At 68.4% G+C, this 16,996-nt stretch carries 17 protein-coding genes; 10 read left to right on the top strand and 7 right to left on the bottom strand.

From position 1 onward, the window contains the following. Positions 1 to 35: 35 nt before the first annotated feature. From CTB96_RS11165 to CTB96_RS11155, 3 genes are all read right to left on the bottom strand, one after another. Positions 36 to 1,067: a hypothetical protein gene (locus CTB96_RS11165; protein WP_110126985.1), complete on the bottom strand. Its 1,032-nt coding sequence runs from the start codon at positions 1,065 to 1,067 to the stop codon at positions 36 to 38. A gap of 69 nt (positions 1,068 to 1,136) precedes the next feature. After that, positions 1,137 to 1,532 carry a hypothetical protein gene (locus CTB96_RS11160; protein WP_110126984.1) on the bottom strand — a complete coding sequence of 132 codons (396 nt, stop codon included), beginning with the start codon at positions 1,530 to 1,532 and terminating at the stop codon, positions 1,137 to 1,139. An 11-nt stretch (positions 1,533 to 1,543) separates the two neighbouring features. Next, positions 1,544 to 3,253 (bottom strand): PspC domain-containing protein, encoded by a 1,710-nt coding sequence (locus CTB96_RS11155; RefSeq protein WP_110126983.1) that lies wholly within the window; start codon positions 3,251 to 3,253, stop codon positions 1,544 to 1,546. Positions 3,254 to 3,367: 114 nt separating this feature from the next. Between CTB96_RS11155 and CTB96_RS20920 the strand changes: the two genes are divergently transcribed. The 3 genes from CTB96_RS20920 to CTB96_RS11140 all read left to right on the top strand — a co-directional run bounded on the left by CTB96_RS20920 (position 3,368) and on the right by CTB96_RS11140 (position 7,025). Next, positions 3,368 to 4,765, top strand: a complete 1,398-nt coding sequence (locus CTB96_RS20920; protein WP_282433135.1) for an ATP-binding protein — start codon at positions 3,368 to 3,370, stop codon at positions 4,763 to 4,765. Next, a complete protein-coding gene (locus tag CTB96_RS11145) occupies positions 4,762 to 5,454 on the top strand; it encodes a LuxR C-terminal-related transcriptional regulator (protein WP_110126982.1) in 693 nt (230 codons plus the stop codon). Before CTB96_RS20920 ends, CTB96_RS11145 begins: the two co-directional genes overlap by 4 nt. A 98-nt stretch (positions 5,455 to 5,552) precedes the next feature. Continuing rightward, positions 5,553 to 7,025, top strand: a complete 1,473-nt coding sequence (locus CTB96_RS11140) for a CotH kinase family protein (RefSeq protein WP_146215801.1) — start codon at positions 5,553 to 5,555, stop codon at positions 7,023 to 7,025. A gap of 28 nt (positions 7,026 to 7,053) precedes the next feature. On the opposite strand, the gene CTB96_RS11135 is transcribed toward CTB96_RS11140, so the two are convergent. Continuing rightward, entirely contained in the window at positions 7,054 to 7,788 is a 735-nt protein-coding gene (locus CTB96_RS11135; protein WP_110126980.1) for a glutamine amidotransferase, read from the bottom strand. A 99-nt stretch (positions 7,789 to 7,887) separates the two neighbouring features. Here CTB96_RS11135 and CTB96_RS11130 point away from each other — a divergent pair, with 99 nt between their 5' ends. From CTB96_RS11130 to CTB96_RS11120, 3 genes are read left to right on the top strand one after another with little or no spacing between them, the layout of a single operon-like run. Continuing rightward, the gene (locus tag CTB96_RS11130; protein WP_110126979.1) at positions 7,888 to 8,727 is read left to right on the top strand and encodes a thymidylate synthase; all 840 of its coding nucleotides are present in this window, start codon (positions 7,888 to 7,890) and stop codon (positions 8,725 to 8,727) included. Next, positions 8,717 to 9,250 (top strand): dihydrofolate reductase, encoded by a 534-nt coding sequence (locus CTB96_RS11125; protein WP_110126978.1) that lies wholly within the window; start codon positions 8,717 to 8,719, stop codon positions 9,248 to 9,250. Before CTB96_RS11130 ends, CTB96_RS11125 begins: the two co-directional genes overlap by 11 nt. Beyond that, on the top strand, positions 9,247 to 9,654 hold the full coding sequence (locus CTB96_RS11120) for a PPOX class F420-dependent oxidoreductase (protein WP_110126977.1): 408 nt from the start codon (positions 9,247 to 9,249) through the stop codon (positions 9,652 to 9,654). Before CTB96_RS11125 ends, CTB96_RS11120 begins: the two co-directional genes overlap by 4 nt. On the opposite strand, the gene CTB96_RS11115 is transcribed toward CTB96_RS11120, so the two are convergent. Beyond that, entirely contained in the window at positions 9,626 to 10,717 is a 1,092-nt protein-coding gene (locus tag CTB96_RS11115) for a CPBP family intramembrane glutamic endopeptidase (RefSeq protein ID WP_110126976.1), read from the bottom strand. The two genes, CTB96_RS11120 and CTB96_RS11115, sit on opposite strands and share 29 nt — an antisense overlap. Positions 10,718 to 10,848: 131 nt before the next feature. Further along, on the bottom strand, positions 10,849 to 11,871 hold the full coding sequence (gene ligD, locus CTB96_RS11110) for a non-homologous end-joining DNA ligase (RefSeq protein WP_110126975.1): 1,023 nt from the start codon (positions 11,869 to 11,871) through the stop codon (positions 10,849 to 10,851). A 174-nt stretch (positions 11,872 to 12,045) separates the two neighbouring features. Between ligD and CTB96_RS11105 the strand changes: the two genes are divergently transcribed. The 4 genes from CTB96_RS11105 (at position 12,046) to CTB96_RS11090 (ending at position 16,021) form a co-directional block, all read left to right on the top strand. Further along, positions 12,046 to 13,593: an HNH endonuclease signature motif containing protein gene (locus CTB96_RS11105; protein ID WP_110126974.1), complete on the top strand. Its 1,548-nt coding sequence runs from the start codon at positions 12,046 to 12,048 to the stop codon at positions 13,591 to 13,593. Between the two features lie 172 nt (positions 13,594 to 13,765). Continuing rightward, on the top strand, positions 13,766 to 14,332 hold the full coding sequence (locus CTB96_RS11100) for a GrpB family protein (protein ID WP_181397235.1): 567 nt from the start codon (positions 13,766 to 13,768) through the stop codon (positions 14,330 to 14,332). Positions 14,333 to 14,469: 137 nt separating this feature from the next. Continuing rightward, a complete protein-coding gene (locus CTB96_RS11095) occupies positions 14,470 to 15,441 on the top strand; it encodes an aldo/keto reductase (protein ID WP_110126972.1) in 972 nt (323 codons plus the stop codon). 46 nt (positions 15,442 to 15,487) lie between these two features. Next, the gene (locus CTB96_RS11090) at positions 15,488 to 16,021 is read left to right on the top strand and encodes an MmyB family transcriptional regulator (RefSeq protein WP_110126971.1); all 534 of its coding nucleotides are present in this window, start codon (positions 15,488 to 15,490) and stop codon (positions 16,019 to 16,021) included. Here CTB96_RS11090 and CTB96_RS11085 read toward each other — a convergent pair. Continuing rightward, on the bottom strand, positions 15,968 to 16,927 hold the full coding sequence (locus tag CTB96_RS11085; RefSeq protein ID WP_110126970.1) for a DMT family transporter: 960 nt from the start codon (positions 16,925 to 16,927) through the stop codon (positions 15,968 to 15,970). The genes CTB96_RS11090 and CTB96_RS11085 overlap by 54 nt on opposite strands. Positions 16,928 to 16,996 lie beyond the last annotated feature (69 nt).

The following is a 16,996-nucleotide window of genomic DNA, read 5'->3' as shown; positions in this document are numbered from 1 at the left end:
GCGAACCGTCTGACCGGCGGCACTACCGGGGCCGGTCAGGCGGGTTTGGCCAGTGCGGCGAGCAGCCCGGCCGGTTCATCCGGCTCTTTGAGGCTGAGGGCGAACTGGCTTCCGCTGGTGAGGCTCACGATGAGTCCGGGGCCTGAGCGCAGGATCACCGCAGAGCGTCCCGGCATCACCCGGTACCCCCAGCCTCCCCAGCGCAGGGCCTCGAGGTAGTCGGCGTGCACGGCGTCGATCGCGGCGAGCGGAATGGTGCGCAAAGGGATGCCGAGTGTGCCGGAGGAGACCAGCAGACCGCGGGCGTCGATTCCGACCTGGATCCGGGCGAAGGCCGCGCTGACCAGGGCGATGACGGCCAGGGTGGCCGCACCGATCAGTTTGGCCGGGGTGGTGCCGCCGGCCAGCAGCGGGCCGAACAGCAAGCCGACGGCCCCCAGGCCGAGAGCCGCCGCAAGCCACGCGAATAGCGGGGAGACCTCGGTGCTCGACCAGGCTTCCTCGGTGTCGGCGTACAGGTCCGCGGCGCCGTCGGTGGCGGCGCCGTCGGTGGCGGCGCCGTCGGTGGCGGCGTCGTCGTGCAGGGCCGCGGTGCGGGGCGGGGCCGACCACGGCGAGGCCAGCAGGGCGGCGATGCCGCCGTAGCCGCAACTCAGGATGGCCAGTAGCGGCCAGGCGCCCACCTCGGGTTCCGCGGATCCCGCGAGGATGGTCGATCCCGCACAGACTAGCCAGACGCTGGCGGCCAGGCCGGCGACGAAGCCGCTGGCCAGGAAGATCGTGCGGCGGTTGGGGGCGGCGCCGGCCGGCAGGGCGAGCAGGGAGCCGACGGCCGCGGCCAGGCTGAGCACGACGGCGATGAGCAACAGCAGCCAGGTGGGAGCCGTCGAGGTCACGCCATCCGGGCCCCACTGCTTGGGCAGGTCTGCCGGCAGCCGGTCGAGCCAGCTGGTCGCGGTGACGCCGACCACCAGCACCGGCAGCCATAGGGTCGCCACCGCGGCGATGTCGCGGGCGCGGGCCCGGCCGACAACCTCAGGTTGGTTCTGTTCTGCTGCCTGCCCCATGTGCGACCCCCCGATCGGTGTTGTACCAACCCTAGGTGCAGGGCTGTGCGCCACCGAAACGACGGCCGGTCAGCCGGCCCGGCGGGATGCGGCAGCGATACCGGCGACGACCAGCAACAGCCCGATGCCCACGACGGCCGTGAGCAACCAGGTGACCAGGTCGAAGCCGCCCGGAACCAGCTCTCGGGCCGCGACGAAGGCCGCGAGGGCGAGCATCAGGGCGCCCCACAGGATGGTGGCGAACAGGGGGCGGCGTTTGGGCAGCGGCGCCGGTACGGCTGCCGCCGGGGCGGGCGGAGTTTGAGTCGGCGGAGTCGGGTCCTGCGGCGGAATCGGAGTGGTGGCCGCCGTGGGATGTGAATCGGCGGCGCTCTCCCCGGTGGTGTTGTCCGGGTAGGGCTGGGTGACGGGGTCCGTGCTGCCACTCGTGTTGGCGTTGGCGTTTGCGCCGGTGTTGTCGGTCATGGTGTGTGCTCCTAGCGCAGGGCCGGCTCGGCCGGCTGGTTGATGGTGACCTCGCCGAAGCCGTTCCACACCCGCACGGTGGTGACGCCGGTGCCGGTGCCCTCCGTCACAACTCGGGAGTCGTGGACCAGCACGCCGCGGCGGTCGACGTCCGGTGCTTCGGTCGTGTCGTAGTCGATGCTGCCGGCCAGGTTGCTGGCTTCGACCAGGACGGTGCGGTTGTCGGGCAGCACCAGCTCGACGTCACCGAACGCCAACCAGATGTCGACGGTTCGGTCGGTGGCGGAGGGGGTGCTGTCGATCGCGGTGAGGTCGATGACGGGCGCTCCGGCAATCATGGCGAATCCGGTGGGATCGCTGGTGTCGTACTCCCAGGTGGGGTCTCCGAAGGTCACAAAATCGGTGCCGGCCGGGATGAACGCGGTCCACACCAGGGTCGAGGCCAGCACGATGCTGAAGAAGTTCAGCCAGCCGCCCTCCTTGCCACGGATGCCGGCGACGATGATGCCCACGGCGATCACGGCGAGCGCGGCGGCCGCACCCACCAGGTAGGCGGTGTTCGACCAGGCTCCGTCGGCGACGAAGGATGCGGCGACAGCGCCGGTGCTGAGGGCGAGCCCGGCGACCACCGAGATGAAGCCGGCACCCAGGTGCTTGCGGCGGTGCAGCTCGCGGTAGATCTGCGGGTCGAAGGTGCTGGCACTGGCCGACTTGGGCGTCGATGCGTACGGGTTCGATCCGTATGGGGTGGAGTCGAAGCGGCTGGAAGCGTACGGGGCGCTGCCGGAGGGGGCTGCGCCGTAGGGGGCTGCGCCGTAGGGGGCTGTGCCGTACGGGGCGGTACCGTATGGTGCTGAACCGGACTGGCCGTTCGACCGTGTCTGCCAGTTTGCTCCGCGGGTGGTCAGATCGTCCCACAGCGAGGGCTGCGGAGGTGTGGCAGCAAAGCCTGCTGCCCCAGCGGGCGACGAGGGTGCCGGCGGCTCCGGCACCGGCGGGATGGGCGGCACAAAGGTGCTGGTCGGCGTACTGCCCTCGGCTGGCATCGGCGCCGAGTCGGTGGCGGCCGGTGTGGCATCGTGCGGAGCGCTGCCGGAGGGAGCATTGCCGGAGGGTGCACTGCCGTATGGAGCGCCGCCGTTCGGGTACCCGCCGTTGGGGTAGCCGTTGGGGTATCCGCCGCCGGGCTGCCCAGGGCGAGTGCGCGGAGAGGGAACCCGCTTGGCGATGTAAACCACCAGCAGAACGATGCCCACGGTGAGGCCGATGGCCCAGCTCGTGCGCAGCAGCACCTCGAGCCAACCCGGCATACCCCACACCTCCGGCGGTCCCTGCCACCAGATGCCCTGCATCCACGGAATGAAGGTGAAGAACAGCAGAACACCGACGGCGATCATGGCGGGCTCGAAGACCTGGTGCACGGCCTGTTCGACCAGGCTGCGTCCTCGCTCGTCTGGGATCAGCGCCCAGCCCACCGCGTAGAGGAAGAAGATCGGGCCGCCGAGGATGGCGATCACGACGGCGATGCCGCGCACGATCAGCGGGTCGAGGCCGGTGCGGGCCGCGAGGGCGCCGCAGACGCCGGCCAGCCATCGGTCCTGGCCGCGCACGAAGCCGAGGCCGCGCACCCAGTCGAAGAACTGGGCGCCGCCGGCGGGCTTGGGCTGCCCGGTCGAACCGTAGGGGGTGCCGGGCGAAGAGGTGGACGGTGCATCTGTCATGGCTCCATCTTGCTGCTCCCCTGCCGTGGTCGGCCATGGGGGAAGTCCCTGATTGCACCCTGAGGATGCGCTTCGGGGTGCACCCGGCAAGACCGTAGGTGATTGGATGAACAGGTGACCGAAACGCGCGCCACCGAAGCCCGCATTACCGGGCGACTCACTCGGCCACGCCTGCGCATAGTGGCTGGCGTGTGCGCGGGTTTCGCCCGGCACACCGGCCTGCCGGTGACGTTCGTGCGCACGGTGACATTCGTGTTGGCACTCTGCGGCGGCGCCGGTGCGCTGCTCTACGGCTGGTTGTGGGCGACCACCCCCGACGAAGCGGCGGATGCGCGGCTCGGCTTCGACGGCCGACCGGAGCAACTGCCCAAGGCTGTGTTACTGGGCTCCGGCCGCACCGCGACCGGAGGCCCCACCCTCACCGGCTCCATTCCCACGGTGGCAGCCCCGTTCACTCCGGGCAGTGCCGGCCCCACCTCCGGCCTCACGGCCCATGCCGCGACCAGCCCGGAGCCGGCAGACGAGACCGCCGCCGCCCTCGAGACCGAGGAGTTCCACCGAGCGCCCGTCACCGAGATCTTCCTGGGCCTCGCCCTGGTGGCCACGGCCGGCGCGCTGATCGCCAACCGGCTCGGCGCCGACCTTCCGCTGGACGCGATCATCCCCGCGATCGTGGCCCTGGCCGGCACCGGTCTGGCCTGGCGGCAGTTCGCCGAACTGCGCAGCGGCGCCGGCCCGCGCAGTTCCGGCATGCTGGTGCGTGCCCTCGGCGCGCTCGTTCTGGTGGCGCTGGGCATCCTGCTCTTCTTCGTCACCAGCGAGAACCCCAACGTCTGGACCGTCGTAGTTGCGGCGGTGTCGGTGCTGATCGGGGTGGCTGTGGTGGTGGCGCCGTGGGCCGTGCGGCTCACCCGTGACCTCTCCGACGAGCGAGCGGCACGGGAACGAGCGGGCGAACGCGCCGAGATGGCCGCACACCTGCACGACTCTGTGCTGCAGACCCTCGCGCTCATCCAACAGAAAGCCGGCCCGCACTCGGATGCCGCCAGGCTCGCCCGTGCGCAGGAACGCGACCTGCGGGAATGGTTGTTCACCGGCGCCACGACGGGCCGGGTCGACCTCTCCACCGAACTGCGCCGGGTGGCCACCATCGTTGAGCGCGACTTCGCGGTGCACGTGGATGTGGTCGCGGTCGGATCCGTCGATCGCGACGTGCCGGAGGCCCTGCTCGCCGCCAGCCGCGAAGCAATGCTCAACGCCGCCCGGCACGCCGGCGGGCGCGTGTCGGTCTACCTGGAAAGCTCCCCCACCGCCATCGAAGTGAGCATCACCGACCGCGGTCCCGGGTTCACGCTCAGCGACATCCCCGCTGACCGCATGGGCGTGCGGGAGTCCATTCTGGGGCGGATGCAGCGCGCCGGTGGCACGGCGACAGTGCAGTCCGGCCCCGGCGGCACCGGCACCGAGATCCGGTTGACCCTCCCCCTCGACGTTCAGGAAGACACCCCATGACCGATCCCGGCACCCAGAGTGCAGCGCAGAACGCCAATCCGCCGCTGACCATCGTGATCGTCGACGACCACTCCATTTTCCGGTCGGGCCTGCGCTCAGAGCTCGACCCGGCTCTGCTGGTGCTCGGCGAAGCCGCCACTGTCGATGAGGCCGTGGCCGTGGTGATCGCCACCCAGCCCCGGGTGGTACTGCTCGACGTGCACCTGCCCGGTGGCATCGGCGGTGGCGGCGCCGAGGTAATCCGCGCCGCCGCACCCCAGGCTCCGGCGACTCTGTTCCTGGCGTTGAGCGTGTCGGATGCGGCTGATGACGTGGTCAGTGTCATCCGGGCCGGTGCCCGCGGCTACATCACCAAGAGCTCGTCGGGCGCCGAGGTCTCCGACGCCGCCCGCCGGGTCGCCGGCGGTGACGCCGTTTTCTCGCCGCGCTTGGCCGGGTTCGTGCTCGACGCATTCGGAGCCGTCGCCGGCGAGACCGCCTCCACCAGTGACGAGCTTGACAGGCTCTCCGCCCGGGAGCAGGAAGTGATGCGCCTGATCGCCCGCGGCTATGCCTACAAGGAGGTGGCGACGGCGCTCTTCATCTCCCCCAAGACCGTGGAGACGCACGTGTCGGCGGTACTGCGCAAGCTGCAGCTCTCCAGTCGGCACGAACTCACCGCCTGGGCCACGGCACGCAAGCTGTTGTAGCCGGCGCGGCGCATCCGTTCAGCGGATGCACGAGCCGCCCATAGCCGCCCCATAGGCGGTGCTGGTGCACTGGATCACTCCCTACCGGAAGGTGCCCAGTGCCCCAGCTACCGAACCCACGCGACAGGTCCCGACGTGAGAGTTCCCGACGTGACATCTTCCGGCCGCGCAGCCGGATGCGCCCCGTCGCCGCCCTCGCGATCGGCGCCCTCGCGCTGGCCGGGCTGACCGCCTGCGACGCCACCGGAGCCACCGGAGCCACGACCTCGTCATCGCTGACCGCCGAGCAGGCCGCTGCGCTGCTCGACTCGGACTTCTACGACACCAGCCTGGTGCATTCCATCACCATCGACTTCGACGACGATGACTACCAGGCGATGCTCGACGCCTACAGCGAGACCGGCGACAAAGGCTGGATCTCGGCGACGGTCACCATCGACGGCACGGTCTTCGAGCAGGTCGGACTGCGGCTGAAGGGCAACTCCAGCCTGCGCGGCATCGGAAGCGACTCGACGGCCGACACCGACGACGACGGAGCAGACACCGGGGCGCCGGCTGCCCCGGACTCGGGCGACGGCTCGGTGAACACCGACGACCCCGAGACGCTGCCCTGGCTCATCCGGCTCGACAAGTACGTCACCGATCAGTCCTATCAGGACCGCACCGAATTCATCGTGCGGGGCAATACCAGCGAATCCTCGCTCAACGAGGCAGTGGCACTCGAGCTCATCGGTCTGAGCGGACTCGCCACCGAGAAGTCGGCCGCGGTGCGGTTGAGCGTGAACGGCGGCGACGATGCGCTGCGGCTGGTGATGGAGAGCATCGACGACGACGCCTGGAACGACGACGCCTTCGAGGCCGGCGGCTCTACGTACAAGGCCGACTCCGGCGGCGACTACAGCTATCGGGGCGACGATCCCGCGGAGTACACCGACGTCTTCGACCAGAAGACCGGCGACGACGACCTCACCCCGCTGATCGACTTCCTCGACTTCATCAACAATTCCGACGACGCGACCTTCGCCGCCGACCTCGGTGATCACCTCGACGTGGACTCGTTCGCCACTTATCTGGCCATGCAGGACCTCACCGCGAACACCGACGACATCGATGGCCCCGGCAATAATTCCTACCTGCGCTACGACAGCGAGACCGGGCTGATGACGGTTGTGGCCTGGGACGCCAACCTCTCCTTCGGCGGCATGAATGGCGGGATGGGCGGCGGCTTCGGCGGAGACGGTGGCGATCGCGGCGCCCCGCCGGACGGTGCGACCGCGCCCGACGGGGAAGCACCAGATGGCGCTGCACCAGACGGCGCAGCACCAGACGGCGGTCCCGGCGGGGGCGACAACATCCTGGCCACCCGGTTCCTGGCCGACAGCACCTTCTCCGCGCTCGTCGACACGGCCACGACCACCCTCACCGCCAGCCTTTACGACAGCGGCGACGCCCAGGACGTGCTCGACCGGTGGACCGCCCTGCTGACCGACCAGGCGAGCGATCTCGTGCCGGAAGACACCCTCCAGGAGGAATCCGACACGATCGCGGCGTACCTCACCGCAGCGGAGTGACCCGGCCGGCGTCGACTCAGGCGTGCCGTCAGTCCGTGCCGAACCGCTGCACGAAGGCCTTCATGATGGTGGCCGGCTCGGTGACCGTGGACGCGTCGATCGCGGCGATGACGTCGTCGTAGGCATCCGGTTCGAAGTAGCCGTTGTCGTGGTAGACGCGCAGCCGGGTGAGGATGCCGGCCTGGGTCAGTTCGGGATGGAATTGCGTGGCGTAGACGTTCTGGCCCACCCGGAAGGCCTGCACCGGGCAGTTCTCCCCCGTGGCCAGCAACACCGCTCCGGTCGGCAGCGCCGTGCAGGCCTCCTTGTGGCCCACGAACGCTTCGAAGCGGGGCGCCACGCGACCGAAGAGCTGATCGGCCTCGCCGTCGGCGGTGAGGCTCACCTCGATGGGTCCGGCCGCCTCCGACCAGGTATCGTCGACGACACCGTCGAGGTAGCTGGTGAGCAGGCCGATGCCGTAGCAGGCGCCGAGGAACGGGTAGTCTCGCGCCACCACATCGGCGAGCAGGCCGTCGAGTTCCCCCTCGACCCGCCGCTGAACAGCCGACTTGGTCTCTGCGGCGTCACTGGCATTGAACGGGCTGCCGCCGACGATCACGCCGGAGTAGTCGTCGAGGGCGATCGGGGGCATCGGGCCGGCTTCGAGGCGCACCCGGTGCAGCTGTTCGGGCCGCAGCCCGCCCGCGGCAAGGAAGCCGTTGTACTCGTCGTCGGCGGCCTCGTCCTCAGACCGGGTCGCGAGCAGCAGAAAGGGCTTCACGGGCCCATGCTACCGAGGATGCGGGCGGGTATTACGGATATGACGGCCAGACCCGCAGCAACACCTTAATCGTGCTGCGCACCGGGTAGATTTGAGCCAATGAACAGTCAGCCTGACACCAGCGCATCCGAGGCCAGCAGCATCGCCACTCCGTATGAGGACCTGCTCCGGCTGGTTCTGGAAACCGGCGCGAACAAGGCCGACCGTACCGGCACCGGCACCCTGAGCGTGTTCGGCGCCCAGCTGCGCTTCGACCTGAGTGAGGGCTTCCCGCTCATCACCACCAAGCGGGTGCATTTCCCGTCGGTGGCCTATGAGCTGCTGTGGTTCCTGCGCGGCGAGAGCAACGTGGGCTGGTTGCAGGAGCACGGCGTGCGCATCTGGAACGAATGGGCCGACGAGCAGGGCGAACTCGGCCCGGTCTACGGCGTGCAGTGGCGATCCTGGCCCACCCCGAACGGCGGCCACATCGACCAGATCGCCCAGGTGATCGAGACCCTCAAGGCCAACCCGGACTCCCGCCGCATCATCGTGTCGGCCTGGAACGTCGCCGACATCCCCGAGATGGCCCTGGCCCCGTGCCACGCCCTGTTCCAGTTCTACGTCGCCGACGGCAAGCTCTCCTGCCAGCTCTACCAGCGCAGCGCCGACCTCTTCCTGGGGGTGCCGTTCAACATCGCCAGCTACGCGTTGCTCACGCACCTCGTGGCCGCCCAAACCGGACTGGAGGTGGGCGACTTCATCTGGACCGGCGGAGATTGCCACATCTACTCCAACCACCTCGAGCAGGTCACCGAGCAGCTCAGCCGCACGCCGTTCCCGGCGCCGACGCTGAAGATCACCGCCGACCGGGAGAGCATCTTCGACTACGAGTTCGGCGACCTCGAGGTCGTGGACTACGTGCACCACCCCGCCATCAAGGCTCCCGTTGCCGTCTGACGTCGTCGCGGCGACCGAGACCCGGCCGGATGCCCGCATCGGGCTGATCTGGGCACAGGCCGTGAACGGCGTCATCGGCGATGCCGGCACCATCCCGTGGCGACTGCCGGAAGACCTCGCCCGGTTCAAGGAACTCACCCTCGGCGGCGCCGTGATCATGGGTCGCCGCACCTGGGATTCCCTGCCGGAGCGGTTCCGCCCGCTCGTCGACCGAGACAACATCGTGGTCACCCGGCAGGCCGACTGGACCGCCGACGGGGCCGTTGTCGCCCACTCGCTGCCAGAGGCGCTGGCGAACGTGGCCGAGGGTGTCTCCGCCTGGGTCATCGGCGGCGGCGAGATCTACCGGCAGGCCCTGCCGTTGGCCGATCACCTGGAGATCACCGAGGTCGACCTCGACGCAACCGGCGACACCGTCGCTCCCCCGATCGACACCGAGTTCGGCCAAGCCGCTGCCACTGAGTGGCTGGTCTCGCGCACCGGACTGCGCTATCGCTTCGTGAGTTACGAGCGCACCCGATGAGCGTGCATCCGCTGCTCGCGCTCGGCGACGAGGCCTTCGTTCTGCTCTCCACCTTCCGCACGACCGGGATCGCGGTGGGCACCCCGGTGTGGGTGGCCCGCGACGGTGACAGGTTGCTCGTGACCACAGGCGGCACGTCGGGCAAGGTCAAGCGCATCGGGCACACCGCCCGGGTGGAGCTCACGGCCTGCTCGATGCGCGGTGACATTCTCGACGGCGCCTTGGCTGTGACGGCCCACGCCACGGTGGCCACGGACGCGGCGACTCTCGCCAGGCTCGACGAGGTGCTGCTGGCGAAGTACGGCGAGCAGTTCACCGCGGTACGCGCGGCCGCCCACGGCCCCGGTAGTGCGGCCGCCAGCGTGGCGATCGTGCTTACGCCGGGCGGTTCGACTCCGGCGTAACCGGGGAGGGCTGACTGGCTGCGGCAGCGGTACGTCGCTGCAGGGCCGGCTGGATCCTGAACTGGCCGGTGAGCACGAGTACCCCGATCACGACCGCCATCACGATCCAGCCCACCCAGCCGAGCGGGCCGGTGGCCACGGGGTCAGCGGTGCTGTTGGCGGCCACGACCAGCAGGAGGAACCCTGCTGCCGCGTTGAACGCGCCGTGCGCGAAGACAGCCGGCCAGATCGATGCCGTACGCAGCCGCAACCAGCCGATCAGCACGCCGTAGAACACGCATCCGCCGATCATCATGGCGACGCCCAGCAGGTTGGCCTGGCCGAAGTTGTAGCCGAGCAGGATGAGCGGGCTGTGCCAGAAGCCCCAGACCGCGCCGGAGATGAGCAGGGCGGGCCAGGTGCCGAGCGGACGCAGGCTCGGCAACAGCCAGCCGCGCCAACCGAGCTCTTCCCCCAGGGCGAAGATGCCGTTGAAGAGCGCTCCAATGGGAATCGTGAGCACCTGCAGCAGCACGATCACGCCGACGGGTACGGGTGATTCGATCGGGCTGGCGGCCTGGAGCACCTGCGCGAAGCCGGAGAAGGTGACCAGGTCGAGCTGCACCAGGCCCAGGGCTGCGGCCAGGAAGACGCCCACGATGACCAGCAGGGCGCTGCCGATGATGCCGAACACGGTCATCCAGATGATGCGACCCAGCGGGCGCAGCGGCCAGAGCCCGAGGTACTCCGAGATCGGTTGCGGGCGCGGGCGCTGCACCATGAACACCACGAAGAGGGCCGCCACGCCGGGGGTGAACATGATCACGGGCAGCAGCAGGGCCGCGAGCGGGTTGGCCAGACCGCCGTCGAACCACAGCGGCAGGGAGACGAGCCAGGCCAGCCCGCAGGCCAGCACGACGAAGACCACCACGGCCGTCCACGGCACCCGGGCCGGCGTCGACGTCGACGCCGGCCCGGGTGAGGTCGGGCGCACCGGCTCCGCAGCCGACTTCGCCGGGCTCTCGTGCGGGATGCTGTGGTTCGGGATGCTCTGGTTTTGTGCGCTCTGGTTCGCTGCGGTCATACCCACCACGCTAGCCAGCATTCGGCCGCCCGGCATCCCCCGCGCGGCGGAGACGTGTGCCCTGACCGGCACAAACGTTCCTGCGGGGCGGCCGAGTGCATCCGCTCGCTCGCCGTCTTACAGGCGTGGGGCTACGTGTCGTGGCGAGCCCGGCTGGGTTGCACCCGCGGGGGCTCCCCCGGCATCTTGGGGTAGTCGGGCGGGAACGGCAGCTCGCCGAGGCCCGCGGCCAGGTCGCGTTCCCACCACTCCAGCAGCGTGTCGATCCGACCGGGGTGCGCGTGCATGTCGGCCCAGGGATCGCCCGTGGTGCGCAGCCGCTCAGGCACGGTGAGGATCGTGTGCGCCTTCGGGTCGGTGTTCTCCAGCTCATCCCAGCCGATCGGGCACGACACGGAGGCGTGCGCCAGCGCTCGCGGGCTGTAGGCACCCGCCATGGTGCGGTCGCGGTTGGCCTGGTTGAAGTCCACGAAGATGCGGCTGCCGCGTTCTTCCTTCCACCAGTTGGTGGTGACGGTGTCGGGCAGGCGACGTTCCAGTTCGCGGGCGGCACCGATCACCGCGTGCCGCACGACCTGGAACTCGCGGGTCGGCTCGATGGGCGCGAACACGTGCAGCCCCCGGTTGCCGGACGTCTTGATGAACGCCGTGAGGCCGGCCTCCGCCAGCACTGTGCGCAGCTCGAGGGCAACAGGGATGGCGTCGTCGAAGTCGGTGCCGGGTTGCGGGTCGAGGTCGATGCGCAGCTGGTCGGGATTGTCGGTGTTCTCGGCTCTGGACGGCCACGGGTGGAACACGACCGTGTTCATTTGCGCGGCCCAGACCGCGCCGGCGGGTTCGTCGATCACGAGCTGCGGATGTGTGCGCCCGCTCGGATACACGACCGGCACCGCCCGCACGAACTCCGGTGCGCCCTTCGGCGGGTTCTTGGAGAAGAACTGTTCACCGTCGATGCCGCCGGGAAATCTCTGCAGCGAGACCGGACGGTCGCCGTTCGCCGCGACGAACGCCTCCCCCACCTCGACCAGGTAGTTCACCAGGTCGAGCTTGGTGATGCCGTCGTCTGGCCAGAGCACCCGGCTCGGGCTGGAGACACGCATGACCCTGTCGCCCTGTGGGCCGGGCACAGTGATTTCGGTCGCTTCGCTAGCCATGGGCCCAACTTAGCCATCTCCCCCGCTTCCCGCCACGCACCAGGGGCCCGCGAGCCGTGACCTAAGCCCCAGAATTCCGGGGTTTTCGGTGCTTTTCTCACGGGTCGCGGATGTTGTGGGCGGGGTGGCTCTGACGAACCCGTCAGTGTCGGTGGTAGGTGAGACGATCTCATCATGAGTAGCCCATCCGTGGCACCACCGCCGGCTCCGGACGATGACGTTCCCTCTCCGCAGCCCACCCGGCACGACCGGGTCCTGGCCGAACTGGCCCGCAAAACCGAACTGGTCGCGATCGAGGATCGTGCCATCGCGCAGGCCCAAGCCCGCAAAGTGGAACGCCTGGTGGAGTTGCAAACCTGGAGCGAGAAAGCAGGTGTCGCCCAGGAGCTCCACGGCACCAGCCCGGCCACCGTGCTCGCCGATCGGGATGCGCCGTTGACCGTGGCGCAGGCCCGCGCCGCCGCTTTTGCCCGCTGGGAAGACAAGGAGGTCGCCCGGCGCACTATCGTCAGCGAGCTCGCCTGCCTGACCCGTGTGGCCGAACGCACCGTGGACCGTTGGATGGACGAAGCCCAGTTCCTCTACTACTACGCCCCAGCGACCTTCGACGCGTTGGCGGCGGGAGAGATCAGCTACCGGCACGCAACCACGATGGTCGACCAGGTGCGCACCCTGCCGGACGAGGACCAGGCTGCGTTCGAAGAACAACTGCTGCCGGCCGCGAAGACCATGCCCGTCGGCCGGTTTAGGGAGAAAGCCCGCCGACTGCGGGAGAAACTGCACCCGGAATCCCTCGTCACTAGGGCCAAGACCGCGGTCGCCGGCCGGCGCACGTACTGGGAGGCCGACTACGACGGCATGGGCTGGCTGCACTGGTACGGCACCGCCGAACAAACCACGGCCGCGTTCGACCGGATCACCTCGATGGCCACCAGCCTGAAGAAAATCGGCGACCCCACCCCACCCGCCGACGGACCACAGAATGCGTTCGGTGAACCCGGGGTGTCAGCGGTTGAGGCGCTGGAGGCGGAGAAACGCGGCCTGGACCAGTTCCGGGCCGATGTCACCGCCGCCCTGCTCCTGGACGGGATTACCAGCACCGGACTCGGCACCGGGGTGACCGGCACGGTGATGGTCACCGTGACCGCGGACACCCTCCTCGGCCGCAGCGACGAACCGGCGATCCTGGAAGGCTACGGGCCGATCTCACCCGAAGCGGCCCGCAGGATCGCCGGCGACGTGCCCGGCTTCACCCGGCTGCTCACCCACCCCGAAACCGGCGTCGTGCTCTCCCTGGGCACCACCCAGTACAAGAACACCACAGCCATGAAAACCTGGTTGCGGATGCGGGATGAGACCTGCCGGTTCCCCGGCTGCTCCCGGCCCGCGATCCGCTCCGACATCGACCACACCACTGATTGGGCCGACGGCGGACCGACCGATCACGACAACCTCGCCCACCTCTGCGAACCCCACCACCGGCTCAAACACCTCTCCCAATGGACCGTCACCCAGGAACCCGGCGGAATCCTGCTCTGGACCTCACCCGGCAAACGCAGCTACCGCACCGACCCCGCCAACCAACTCGCCCCACCCCCACCCGCACCACCAGTCGCGGAACAGCGACCCCGGAAACAAGCCGCCGACGACCGCTACCTCAGACCGAAGCACCAACCCGAACGCCACCCGTCACCACCGGTACCCGACGACCCACCGTTCTGACCCAGGCGAAACGACCGCAGGCCGGCTCGCGAGGTCTCGACAAGCTCGACCAGCGCTTGGCAGCGAGCAACTCACGGAGTCCACCCGCGATCGGTTACGACCGACGGCGAATGGTTACGACCGGCATGTGCGCTCTTTCTGGTTCGCTGGCCCCCCTTGCGACAATGGCTCTATGAGCAGAATGCGTACGCCGCGGCGCCCCGATGTCACGACCCTTGAGTTGATCGGAGGAGCCGAGGCGCTCGAACTCGAGCTTCACAGCTATGACAAACGATGGGCGAGCAGCTATCTGGAACACCAGCGACGCATCAGCGATGCTGTCACGACGGGCAAAATCAGCATCGAGCACATCGGTTCCACGTCGGTGCCCGGACTGGCAGCGAAGCCGATCATCGACATCCTGGTCACGGTGGACGACATCACCGCCGAAGAGGACTACCTCGATGCGCTCTTGGATGCCGGGTATGAACTGCGGGTCCGCGAACCGAGACATCGCCTCGTGCGCACTCCAACGCGCGACGTGCATGTGCACCTGTTTGAACACGACGATCCTGCCGTGCACGAGTACCTCCTCCTGCGTGACCATCTCCGTTCCGATGCGACGGACCGTGCCCTCTATGAGGACACCAAGAGGAGACTGCTCAGCAAGCGGTGGGACGACATGAACGACTACGCCGACGCCAAGACTGACGTCATCATGGCCATCAAGGAACGAGCGAGGGCAGCCCGAGGGCGCTGATTCCGCGGGTCTCAGCAGCCGTGAGCCGAGCCATTCCCCGACAGGGACTCCCTCGTTTTTCGCCAGTCGCGTACCGTCGCTCACAACCGCAATACACCCACGCGAACACAATCCACGCGAACACACAGGAGCACAGCATGGAATACACCCGACTTGGCCGAAGCGGGCTCACCGTGAGCCGAATCGGGCTCGGCTGCATGAGCTACGGAGACCCGCATGCCGGCTTGCACAACTGGACCCTCGACGAGGAAGCCGCAGCACCGTTCTTCCGGCAGGCGGCTGAACTCGGCGTCACGTTATGGGACACCGCGAATGTGTACCAGGGCGGCTCGTCGGAGGAATACGTGGGTCGCGCCGTCAGGCGATACTCCCGCCGAGAAGAGATCGTTCTGGCTACCAAAGTCAACGGCACGATGCACGCTGGTCCCGGAGGGTCCGGCCTCTCCCGCGCGGCCATCCTCGAGCAGGTGGATGCGTCGCTCAGCCGCCTCGGCACCGACTACATCGACCTCTACCAGATTCACCGTTTCGACAGCGACGTGCCCGTCGAGGAGACGATGGAAGCCCTCCATGACATCGTTCGGGCGGGCAAGGTGCGCTATCTCGGCGCGTCATCAATGTATGCCTGGCAGTTCGCGAAGCTACAGACGGCCGCCGCCGTTCACGGCTGGACCAGCTTCGTGTCGATGCAGGATCAGTACAACCTGATCAAGCGTGAGGAAGAACGCGAGATGCTACCGATGTGTGCCGATATGGGTGTCGGCGCCATCCCGTATTCGCCGCAGGGCAAGGGCCGGCTGACCAGGCCCCGCGATGTCGTCACCGACCGTTCAGCCGCTGACACTGTCGCGAAGGCGTTCGACACTGACTTTGACGGCCCGGTGATCGATGCCGTCGAGCGGGTCGCGGCCGACCGTGGCGTGCCGATGGCGCAGATCGCCTTGGCCTGGGTGCTCAGCAAGCCCACCGTGAGTGCGCCCATCGTCGGTGCCACGAAGCCGCACCATCTTGCTGACGCAGCGGCGGCCCTCGAACTGCAGCTCACCGACGACGAGGTCCGGGCACTCGAAGCGCCGTATGTGGCCCAGGCTCCGTTCTGTACTGATTGACCACCGACGGAGCCGGGTTCACGGCGTCACGGCTAACCTCGAAGATATGGAGAGCACGGTGCAGCTGCAGGACTTCCTGACCTCGCGTCGAGCCAAGGTGAAGCCCGAGCAGGTCGGCCTGCTGCCGGGCACGAATCGCCGGGTTCCCGGCCTGCGGCGCGGAGAAGTCGCACAGCCCAATCTGGCCAGATTCACCTTCCTGGACCGCGAGCACTCAGAGTCGTTCCACCCGAACTGGGATCTCGCTGCCGACATCACCGTTGGAATTCTGCGCCTGGAAGCGGGACGGGACCCCCACGACAAGGATTTGCACGACCTGGTCGGTGAACTGGCCACTCGCAGCCAGGAGTTCCGTACGCGGTGGGGCGCCCACAACGTCCGCGATCATGGCACGGGCACGAAGCACTTCCGGCACCCGGTCGTCGGCGACCTCCACCTGGTCTACGAAGCCGCCGAGCTCGTCGCCGACCCCGGCCTATCCCTACTCATCTACACCGCAGAACCTGGGTCCAGCTCGGCCGACGCGCTACAGCTGCTGGGAAGCTGGGCTGCCACTCTGGAGAGCGCCGACACCAGATAGCTCGGCGGTGGAGGCGGAGCGGTGTCGTTGCTCGATTGACCTGCCCCACGCGGTCCCGGCGAGGATCAGGGCGATCCCCACGTAGCCAGCGAAGGTAACGGAGTCGTGGGCGACAGTGATGCCGATGATCGCCGCCCAGACGGGTTCAGTGCCCAGGAGCAGACTCACTCGCGACGGCGAGGTGCGCCGCACCGCCCAGGTCTGCACGAGGAACGCGAAGACTGTGCACGCGACGACGAGGTAGAGGAGCAGAACCGTGCTCCCGGGGTCGAGACGGGCAACAAACCGCGGAATCGACTCGCCGTAGAACAGTGACGCTGCCGAGAAGACGAGCGCGCAGGTCGCTAGTTGCACCGTGGTGAGGTGGAGCGAATTCATCGGGGCGTTGCCGGTGAGCCTGAACATCGAGGTGACATGCACGGCGCGAACGAGCGCCGCCACGAGGACGAGCAGGTCGCCGAGGCTCGGCGCCTGGAATGCGCCCCTGCTGGCCAGCAGGGCAACCCCGGCTATGGCCAGCACAGCGGCGAGGAAGAATCTGCCGGGTAGCCGACGCCCGGAGAGCGCGGAATCGAGGATCGGCGTGAATACGATCGTCAAACTGATGATGAGTCCGGCATTGGTCGCGGAGGTGTGCGCGATGCCGAAGGTTTCGAAGGCGAACACGGCAGCCAAGATCATCCCGAGCAGCACCCCCGCTCGCAGTTCCGCCGCGGATATCCGGGCGCGCCCAGCGGCCACGATTGCCGCCATCAGGGCCGCAGCGAGCAGCATCCGCACGGCGAGAAGCGCCACGACGGATTCTGGCGTGACCAGTTCCTTGGCCACGAGGTAGGTCGACCCCCACGTGGCGGCGACCAGGAGCAGGAGCAAGTCGACGCGGAATCGACTGAGGAGAGCGGGCATGTTCCCATCGTGGGGGTGGACCTAACGTAATACAAGAAAGCGATTATGTGCCGGATGCTTTAGTTTGAA

Source organism: Cryobacterium arcticum, assembly GCF_003185895.1.
In the GTDB taxonomy this organism is placed as follows: domain Bacteria; phylum Actinomycetota; class Actinomycetes; order Actinomycetales; family Microbacteriaceae; genus Cryobacterium; species Cryobacterium arcticum.
The sequence above is the reverse complement of the archived record's forward strand: the minus strand, read 5'-3'. Positions and strand labels throughout refer to the sequence as shown.